8 protein-coding genes are annotated in these 8,508 nt (G+C 61.4%); 1 reads left to right on the forward strand and 7 read right to left on the reverse strand.

Annotation, left to right across the window (positions count from 1 at the left end):
• Positions 1-10: 10 nt before the first annotated feature.
• From ACE04I_RS19215 to ACE04I_RS19235, 5 genes are all read right to left on the reverse strand, one after another.
• Positions 11-1,642, reverse strand: a complete 1,632-nt coding sequence (locus ACE04I_RS19215; protein WP_487207521.1) for a dipeptide ABC transporter ATP-binding protein — start codon at positions 1,640-1,642, stop codon at positions 11-13.
• A gap of 10 nt (positions 1,643-1,652) precedes the next feature.
• A complete protein-coding gene (locus ACE04I_RS19220) occupies positions 1,653-2,477 on the reverse strand; it encodes an ABC transporter permease (protein WP_046797007.1) in 825 nt (274 codons plus the stop codon).
• On the reverse strand, positions 2,470-3,417 hold the full coding sequence (locus ACE04I_RS19225; protein WP_487207522.1) for an ABC transporter permease: 948 nt from the start codon (positions 3,415-3,417) through the stop codon (positions 2,470-2,472). Before ACE04I_RS19225 ends, ACE04I_RS19220 begins: the two co-directional genes overlap by 8 nt.
• Positions 3,418-3,530: 113 nt before the next feature.
• On the reverse strand, positions 3,531-5,081 hold the full coding sequence (locus ACE04I_RS19230) for an ABC transporter substrate-binding protein (protein WP_487207523.1): 1,551 nt from the start codon (positions 5,079-5,081) through the stop codon (positions 3,531-3,533).
• Positions 5,082-5,103: 22 nt separating this feature from the next.
• Entirely contained in the window at positions 5,104-6,417 is a 1,314-nt protein-coding gene (locus ACE04I_RS19235; RefSeq protein ID WP_487207524.1) for a M20 family metallopeptidase, read from the reverse strand.
• Between the two features lie 115 nt (positions 6,418-6,532).
• Here ACE04I_RS19235 and ACE04I_RS19240 point away from each other — a divergent pair, with 115 nt between their 5' ends.
• Complete coding sequence (locus ACE04I_RS19240; protein WP_046797011.1) at positions 6,533-7,297, forward strand: GntR family transcriptional regulator; 765 nt, start codon at positions 6,533-6,535, stop codon at positions 7,295-7,297.
• Between the two features lie 146 nt (positions 7,298-7,443).
• On the opposite strand, the gene ACE04I_RS19245 is transcribed toward ACE04I_RS19240, so the two are convergent.
• Together ACE04I_RS19245 and ACE04I_RS19250 are read right to left on the reverse strand one after the other, a co-directional pair.
• Positions 7,444-7,797 carry a type II toxin-antitoxin system PemK/MazF family toxin gene (locus tag ACE04I_RS19245; protein ID WP_046797012.1) on the reverse strand — a complete coding sequence of 118 codons (354 nt, stop codon included), beginning with the start codon at positions 7,795-7,797 and terminating at the stop codon, positions 7,444-7,446.
• Positions 7,794-8,018, reverse strand: coding sequence for an antitoxin MazE family protein (locus tag ACE04I_RS19250; RefSeq protein WP_046797013.1), 225 nt, complete (start codon positions 8,016-8,018; stop codon positions 7,794-7,796). The genes ACE04I_RS19245 and ACE04I_RS19250 overlap by 4 nt, the downstream gene beginning before the upstream one ends.
• Between the last annotated feature and the right edge of the window lie 490 nt (positions 8,019-8,508).

Below are 8,508 nucleotides of genomic sequence, written 5' to 3' on the forward strand. Positions count from 1 at the left end.
TGATGAAATATCATTGGTACTGAGCGGCGGCGCGCGGCACCGCCTCGATCAGGCGGCGGGTATATTCCGCCCGATCAGGACTCTCGATCTCGGCCGCCGGAACCACCTCGATCAGATCGCCGCGATACATGACGGCGATCCGGTGGGCGATCTGGCGGATCAGGTTGAGGTCGTGGGTGATGAAGAGATAGGCCGTGCCGCTCGCCTTCTGCAGTTCCAGCAGCAGTTCGACGATCGAGGCTTGCACCGAGACGTCGAGCGCCGAGGTGATCTCATCGCAGATGACGAGCCTCGGCTTCGACGCGAATGCGCGGGCGATCGCAACGCGCTGCTTCTCGCCGCCCGAGAGCTGGTGGGGATAGCGCTGCGCGTGGGTGCGCGGCAAGCGAACCTGTTCCAGCATGTCGCCGATCCGCTTGTCGAGATCGGCCGTGTCGCCGAACAGTTTCAGCGGACGCGACAGGATTTCCGAAATCTTCTGGCGCGGATTGAGCGAGGCGTCGGGATGCTGGAAGATGATCTGCACGTCCTTGCGATAGGCGGCGTCCATGTCGGCAAGGCCGCCGATTTGGCGGCCGTCGAACCAGATCCTGCCCTCGAACCGGTTGAGGCCGGTCATCGCCTTAGCGAGCGTCGACTTGCCGGAACCGGATTCGCCGACGATGCCGAGGATTTCGCCTGGATCAATGCTGAGGCTGATGGCATTGTTGCCGGTGACGCGTTCGGTCTTCCTGCCGGTCAATGCCGCCAGGAACGGCTTGCGGCCGAAATGAACGCTGACATTCTCGACCTTCACGAGCGGCGTTTCCGCCGTCGCGACATCGTCCTTCACCAGCCGGCGGGCTGGATCGGGAACCGCGGCGATCAGCTCTCGGGTATAATCTTCCTTCGGATTGGCGAAGATTTCGCGGACCGTGCCCTGTTCCACGATATCGCCACGCCGGATGACCGCGACGCGGCTTGCGGTGCGCGCCACCAGCGCGAGATCGTGGGAGATGTAGAGCGAGGCGACACCGGTTTCGGCCTGCAGCTCTACGAACAGGTCGAGGATCTGCCGCGAGGTGATGACGTCGAGCGCCGTGGTCGGCTCGTCGAAGATGATGCATTCCGGATTGCAGGCGAAGGCAGATGCGATGACGACGCGCTGCTTCTCGCCGCCGGATGCCTCATGCGGCATGCGGTGCATCATCTGCGCCGGGGTTTTGAGCCCGACATGGGCAAGCAGCGCTTCCCCCTCCTTCCAGGCCTGCTGGCGGGTCAGGCCACGATGACGGACCAGCACTTCCGAGAGCTGGGTTCCGAGCGACAGCGTCGGGTTGAGCGATGTGCTGGGGTCCTGAAACACCATGCTGATGCGTCGCCCGCGGAAGGCCTCGATCTCGCGTCCGGCCTTTTCGAGAAGGTTCTCGCCGTCGAGCAGGATGCGACCACCCGGCTCGCGGGCATTCTTCGGGAGGTAGCGCATGATCGACCAGGCGAGCGACGTCTTGCCGGAGCCGGACTCGCCGACGAGGCCGAGGATCTCGCCACGATTGATGGCAAGGTTGATGTTCTTCAACGCGTGATAGGCCCCGGTTGCCGTCTCGTAATCCAGCGAATAGTTCTCGATCGCGAGGACCGGGTGTTCTTCCGTGTTCGTCATGGTCTTGACCTCAGGTTCGCGGATTGAGGGCATCGCGAAGTCCGTCGCCCAGGAGATTGAAGCCGACGGCAACGACGGCGATCGCTACACTCGGCCAGATCAGGATGCCGGCAGAGAGATGCATGTAGCGGCGCGCTTCCGAGACCATCAGACCCCATTCCGCAGCCGGCGGCTGGGCGCCGAGGCCAAGGAAGCTGAGCGTTGCGAACAGCATCACGGCGAAGGAAACGCGGATGGTCATCTCGACGATGATCGGCGCGATCACGTTTGGCAGCATTTCGCGGCGGATGATATAGGCGGAGCTCTCGCCACGGGCGATCGCCGCATTGACGTAATCCTGCTTGCGTACCGAGAGCGCCACGCTTCGGGTGATACGTGCCATGCCCGGGGCAAAGGCGATGGCTACCGCCACCAGCGCGTTGACCGTGCTGGAGCCGAGCAGATTGACCACCAGCAGAGCGAAGAGGAGGCTCGGGATCGACATGATCGCGTCGATCGTGCGCATGATCAGTTCATCAGCCCTTCCGCCGAGGAAGGCGGAGGTCGTGCCGATGAAGGCGCCAACCAGCGTTCCGGCAATGGTAGCGAGCACGGCCATAACGACGGTGGCGCGTGCGCCGATCAGGAGGCGGCTGAAGATATCCCGGCCGTATTGATCGGTGCCGAGCCAGTAATCGAGGCTCGGCCCCTTGTAGCGGGCGAGCGGCGACAGTTTTTCCGGATCATGCGGCGCAATCATGGGACCGAACACGACGATCAGCAACACAAGCAACACGAGGGCGAGACCGATGAAGCCTTGCGGCGTGCGCAGGAGACGTTTCATGAACTCAGTCATACTGGATCCGCTTGTCGAGCCAGGCATAGAGGATGTCGGCGATGAAATTGACGATGGAGTAGGTGGCGGCCATGATCAGCACCCCCGCCTGGATGACCGGCAGGTCGCGCGCCTGAATGGCGACGATCAGCTGGCGGCCGATGCCCGGGATCGCGAAGATCTCTTCCACCACGATGACACCGCCGAGCAGATAACCGACGTCAAGAGCTACGATGGTGATGGTCGGTAGAAGTGCATTGCGCAGCGCATGGCGGCGCAGGACGTCGCCGCGCGAGATCCCCTTCAGCCGAGCGGCGCGGATATAATCCGTGTGCAGCACATCCACGAGCTCGGAGCGCACCATGCGCGATACGTGGGCGATCAGGATCACCGATATGACGCAGACGGGAAGGACAAGGTGGGCAATGCCACTGGCGAAGTTCTCCGCCAGCGGCACATAGCCGGTTGGCGGCAACCACTTCATCCAGTCCGCGAATACGAGAACCGCGACCGTGGCGGTCACGAATTCGGGAAGCGCCACACCGGCATAGGAAACCAGGCTGACCACCATGTCGGCGACCTTGCCGCGCCGGACGGCGGCGACGATGCCGAGTGGGATCGCGATGATCAGCATGAGGCCGATCGACAGGAAGGCCAGAAGAAGCGAACGGCCGAGGGCCTCGAACATGGCAGGGCCCACCGGCTGGCCGGTCCGCAGCGAGGTGCCGAGGTCGCCTTGAAGCACATGCCAGAACCATGTCGCGTATTGCTGCCATATGGGCGCATCGAGTCCCATGGTCTGGCGCAGCGCATCGAGCGCTTCCTGCGTGGCGTTTTCACCCAGCATCATCACCGCGGCATCGGCCGGGAGGATCTGCGTGATGGCGAAGACGATGAGCGAAACGATGAAGAGCGTATAGACGATCATCACCAGCCGCTTGGCTATGTAATTGGGAGACACGGCTGTGTTCCTTGCAGGTCAAGGCCGGACGCTTCAAAGGTGTCCAGCGGTCGGCGCAAACTCGAGGATCTTGCAGCGTTATGCGCCTTCGGGGACGCGCGACGCTGTAAAAATCAGCCGCGCTTGCGCGCCTCGTCGGTGAGCGAGACGTGGTCGAGGCGGAAAACCGATGCGCGCGGATGGGCTTCGAACCCGCTGACCCAGCTGCGTTTGGCGGCCAGCACGTCGAAGAAGGACGGGATGATCGAGGGAACTTCCTCGTTCATCAGTTCCTGAGCCTTGGTATAGAGCTCGGTACGCTTGGCTTCGTCCGTAGTGCCTCGAGCTTCGGCCACCAGGGCATCGAACTCCTTGTTGTTCCAGCGCGTCTCGTTCCAGGAGGCATCCGAGGTATAGAGAAGCTTGAAGATGCCATCAGGCGTCGGCTGCATATTGTAGAAGCCGACGTAGAAGCTGCCCTTCTTCCAGACCTGCTCGAGATAGGTGGCATGCGGCATGGTCTGGACATTGATGGTGATGCCGGCCTCCTTGGCCATTTCCTTGAGCGCGACCGCAAGCTGCGTGCGAACGGCCGGACGGTCCGATGCCACGAGGGTCGCTTCCAGACCGTTCGGGAAACCGGCCTCAGCCAGGAGCTTCTTGGCTTCCTCGATGTTCTTCTCACGCTTCGCGACATCCTTGAAGAAGCGGTAGGATGCGTTCAGCGGCGTATCATTTCCGGGGGTTCCGAACCCTTCGGTGACGAATCCGACCATTGCCTCACGATCGACAGTGAGCGCAATCGCCCGGCGAACGCGAGCGTCATTGAAGGGGACCGTATCACAGCCAAAGTTGACGTTGCAGAACTGGCCGGACGGCGTGCGCAGCACGTCGACGCCATCATTGCCTTCGAGGCGCATGTATTCCGTCGGCTGGAGCGTCGAGATGATGTCGATATTGCCGGCGATCATCGCCGACCCTTCCGCCGAGATATCCGGGAAGACCTGGACCTCGATGCGATCGAGATACGGACGTGCCGGGTCGTAGTAGTTCGGATTTCGTTCGACGACGATAAGGCGATCGGGCTCGTAGGAAACGAGCTTGAACGGACCGGTTCCGACTGCCTTGGTGGACAGGCTCTTCAGGTCACCGGTGGCAATTGCCGCCGGGATGATGCGGGCATTGGTATAGGCCATCGCGACCGGCAAGTCGGCATATGGTCCCGACAATTTGAACAGCACGGTGGCATCGTCGATAGCGACGATATCGGAGATTGGGCCGACATTGTTGCGGCCGGGCGAGGCGGTTGCCGGATCGAGGATCGCCTTGAACGTCGCCACGACGTCGTTTGCGGTAAAGGCGGAGCCGTCGTGGAAGGTGACGCCCTTGCGCAGCTTGAAGGTCCACTCGGTCAAGCCGTCATTCGGCGTCCAGCTCTCGGCGAGATCAGGCTCCACCGACATGTCGACCTTGAGGCGGGTCAGATTGCTGTAAAGCAGTTCGGTGACCAGATATTCCGGATTGACGCGCGTCAGCAGCGGATGGATGACGCTTGCCGCCTGATCCACGGAAATCCGCAACGTACCGCCCTTGGCCGGCGTTGCAGACTGCGCCATGCTGAGCGAGGGCGCGGCAAGAACGGCGGCGGTGCCGGCCAGGAAGAAGCGACGTTTCATTTCCAGCATGTGTAGTTCCCCTTTTTGCGTATTAGTTGCTGTTTTCAGGAATGCAGTCCGCGGCAAAATCGGCCGCGAGATAGGCAAGGATGCTCTTGGCGAGCGCTATGATGTCCTGGCGGGTCGTGTGCTCTTCCGGGCTGTGGATGCAGCTCTCCGGCTGGCCAAGCCCACCCAAGAGAACCTCCGGGCCAAAGCCGGCTTTCTGGACGTAGCCGAAGTCCGAACAGCTGGCGGCGCCCCATTTGCTGAAATCCTCCGGCCGGTAGCCGAAGCCGAGCGACAGCGCCTTTTGCCAGCGCGGCCAGTGCGGGCCGTCAGGGTCGTCGGTCGGGATCAGATGGCCGACAAGATCGATAGCGAGTCTGAGGTCGGTCCCGACAAGGCAGTCTGTGACTGCCACTTCGATTTCGGCGCGCGCCTCCTCATAGCTTTCCTCCGGCGCATAGCGGCGGCTGACGAGGATCTTGATTTCGGCCGGAACCTGGCCACCGGCCGTTCCGCCGTTGACTGCCGAAATCGTCAGTTGCGGCCTCAGCGGGCCGGATGCATGCGGGGGCGGCGCGAGTTTGGACGCCCGGCTCGCCACCTTCGGCTTCAGCTCCAATAGGGCATTGAGAGCCGGCAGAGCGCCTTCGATGGCGTTAACGCCGGCACCGGTCCGATTGCCTTCGCCGGCATGGACGGCATGGCCGGTGATCGTCACCTGCAAATTGAAGATGCCGAAGCAGCCGGCCCAGATGCGCGGCGCCGCCGTTCCGTTGAAATTGACGATGTGCCCCTTCAGCATGCCCTGCTCCGCCAGGTAGCGAATGCCGGGATGGAGCCCGCCCTCCTCGTCCGTGCACAGGAGCAGCATCGGATCATAGAAGAGCGGCACGCCGTTTTCCTTCGCGGCCCGAAGCGCCAGAAGGGTCGCCGCGATCGTACCCTTCATGTCGGCCGCGCCCAAGCCATAAAGCTTGTCGTCTTCGATCGTCAGGGTGAGAGGATCGCGCGTCCAGCCCGGTGCGACGGGAACCGTATCGACGTGATAATAAAGGCCGCAGACCGGGTGGCCGGTTTCACGGGTTGCGATCAGGTTCGTCCGCTTACCCGCCGCCGGACCACCCGCCACGTGCCAGAGGTCTTGCGGCACCGTCACCCGATCGAAATGGAAGCCGAGGGGCGCCAGAAGCTCAATCATCAGATCCGCAAAGGCGTCATAACCAAGGCCAGGCGGAAATGACGTATCCACCGCGACCATCCGCGCTAAATCCTGGATAGCGATCTCGACATCGCGCTCAATCGCTGCCATGGCAGACATGATGAAGTCTTGCTGCAAGGCGGGTTGCTGCTTGGTCATCGCAGTGTCCTCGGCACCGTAGCGCCCGCCTCCTCAGCTTGCGCTTTAATATAAACTATATAGTAATACTGCGTAGATCGATAGCACGAGTCAACTCCAAAGAAGAGGCAAATCATTGCCGGAACTGCCTAATAATTCATCAGAAGCAGCCGGGCTCAGCGAGCTGTCTCTGCCGCTATATGAAGTGGTGAAGCGGCAGATCACCGAGGCTATCATGCTCGGCGAGCTACAGCCGGGCTCCGTTCTGCCCAGTGAAGTGGCACTGTCGCAAACCTACAGGGTCGCCGTCGGCACCATCCGCCGTGCGTTGATGGATCTCACCAATGACGGTCTGCTCAGCCGGCGCCGGAAAACGGGCACCGTCGTCACAGGCCGCAAGCCGCAACATAGTCTGAGGCTGTTTTTCCAGTACTTCCGCCTGCACGGCCTCGACGGATCGCTCAGCAAGTCCGTGACGACCGTCACGTCACTCGATCATGGCATAGCCTCTGCCGGTGATGCGCAAAAGCTTCAGATCGACGAAGGCTCGCCCGTCATCGTTTTCCATCGCGTTAGAAACGTCGACGATCGACCGATCATGCATGAGACGCTGACGCTTGCCAGATCGCGGGTTCCCAACTTTCCCGATCGCCCGGAAGACATACCGCCACTCTTCTACCTGCACCTGCTGGAACATTATGGCATCCGGATTTCAGCGATCCGGGAGCAGATCGGCGCCGATCTCGCAACAGAGGCCGACGCTCGCTGGCTTGAACTGACCCTTCCAGCCGCGGTGCTGACAATTGATGAAGTGGCATATGATCAGCTGGCCACACCGGTATTGATCTCCGCACATCGCGCAACCACGGCTCACCACCGCTATGTAAATGAGGTGCAGTAACGACCACGATCGAGATAGACATGAAGCGGCAAGAGATTCAGGCAGTGAAGATCAAAAAGTTCGTCATCGGGCATGGCGACGCATCGGCCGTAAATTCCGTTTTTCGACATGGGCGCGAGTCATTGCCCTGTCATAAATCTATCCTTCTACCCTTCTCCCCGCGCCCTCGGCGACGCGGCCAGACCCAGAAACACCAGCATCGCCTGATTGAGTCGCACGATTTCCTCATCGTCCAGTCGCCCGACCTGACCACCCATCTTTGATTTCGGAACGGTGGTAATCTTGTCCACCATCAAGCGCGAGACTGTGCGCAGCCCATTGCGCTCATTCGGCGCGACGGGAAGCCGGAACAATGGTGCTTCCGTCGTATCCGATGTGAAAGCGCAGATCGTGACAGAACTCGTCCCGTCGAAACTGTCATCCTGGACGATCACCACGGGGCGCGGCTTGCCCGCATAGTCGTTACCGCCGGCGACCGTCCAGATATCGCCACGTCTCATTCATCGCCCCAATCCGTAACAGCGTCAATGAACGCCTGATCAGCAGCGGCCTGCGCGCTTGTCGCAACCGAAAGCGATTGGCGATGCGCCTCAGCCCTGAATGACGGCGCACGCACATCCGGCACCCAGATCTGGATCGGGCGCAGCCCCTGAGCGCGCAACCGGGCGCGATGCTGGCCCACCTTCACGCGTGACGGCTTTGGCTTCGACGCAGAGGCCATGTCTTTCTCCGGCTTTATCGGTTACATGTAACCTATCATAGATACCGGCCCTTGCCAATGTTTTCTTTGAACGCGCCCGAACCGGGCCATTCGAAGCAGGCAGCCGCCTTTGCGACCGCCGCCGCCGAGACGGTTATGGAGCGCTACGCGCTCTCACTTCGTCATTCAACCTCCCTGCGATTGATCGGGCGAACAAGCCCAAGAGCATCAAGGAAATGACCGCCGATGGCATTGCCCGGATGAATAAAGAACTGGCTCGGTTCGATCGCCGGCTACGCTGGCCAACTCACCCCTGCCCTGCTCGGCGCTCGCGAATTGCTGTTGGCGGCTCTGCGCCTCGCCGCGCCGGCGAGGCTTCAGAAGCGCGCCGGATGGTGGCACTGTTCGGATGGCTTGCGCTTCGGAGCTACGCGCACACAAATTCTGGCGGGATGATTCATATTGATCGGTTGAGACTTCATATCCGCTGACGACCTAGCGGCGGAGGTGG

The organism is Rhizobium moroccans (assembly GCF_057559155.1).

Bases quoted from the DNA above. Each gene is read 5' to 3' on its own strand.
- ACE04I_RS19230 (WP_487207523.1), bottom strand. From the start codon at position 5,081: ATGCTGGAAATGAAACGTCGCTTCTTCCTGGCCGGCACCGCCGCCGTT.
- ACE04I_RS19245 (WP_046797012.1), bottom strand. From the start codon at position 7,797: ATGAGACGTGGCGATATCTGGACGGTCGCCGGCGGTAACGACTATGCG.
- ACE04I_RS19220 (WP_046797007.1), bottom strand. From the start codon at position 2,477: ATGACTGAGTTCATGAAACGTCTCCTGCGCACGCCGCAAGGCTTCATC.
- ACE04I_RS19235 (WP_487207524.1), bottom strand. From the start codon at position 6,417: ATGACCAAGCAGCAACCCGCCTTGCAGCAAGACTTCATCATGTCTGCC.
- ACE04I_RS19215 (WP_487207521.1), bottom strand. From the start codon at position 1,642: ATGACGAACACGGAAGAACACCCGGTCCTCGCGATCGAGAACTATTCG.
- ACE04I_RS19250 (WP_046797013.1), bottom strand. From the start codon at position 8,018: ATGGCCTCTGCGTCGAAGCCAAAGCCGTCACGCGTGAAGGTGGGCCAG.